Annotated in this window: 1 pseudogene; it reads right to left on the minus strand. The window is 48.9% G+C overall.

The features are described from left to right. Positions 1-266, minus strand: a pseudogene (locus ACTHUR_RS19735) (polyamine aminopropyltransferase); the annotation flags it as partial. Positions 267-476: the final 210 nt, after the last annotated feature.

Raw genomic sequence — 476 nt, forward strand, 5'->3', positions numbered from 1 at the left:
AACAATGCCAGCGCGGAAATGCCGCCGATGATGCCGACCAGAAGTTCGATTTCGGTAAAGCGGTGCAACACGTCTTCGTCTTTGATGTAGCGGGTCAGGTGCGCGCCTATGCCCATCGAGAAAAGATAAAGTCCGATGACGGAAGAAAACTGCAAAATGCTGTCGCCCAAAAGATAGCTCGCCAACGCGGCGATGATGAGTTCGTAGGCAAGGCCGCAACTGGCGACGATGAAGACGGAGATGATGAGGGTGCGGTTGGCAGTCATGGTGTGGGCGTTGTATAGGGGTCGTCTGAAATTTGAAAAACGGATGATTGGATATGTAGATGCTTGATTTGTAAAACGGTCATTGAAAATCGGAAATACTGGTAAGGTATCCGGTCTTGCCACGTTGAGTCTTGAATGTATGGTTTTTCGAGTTAAAAACCGTTTTGTCGGGAAGGGTTGGTTTGCGGTGCGACCCCTTTAATTTCAGAT

Source organism: Neisseria sp. P0021.S007 (assembly GCF_051956855.1).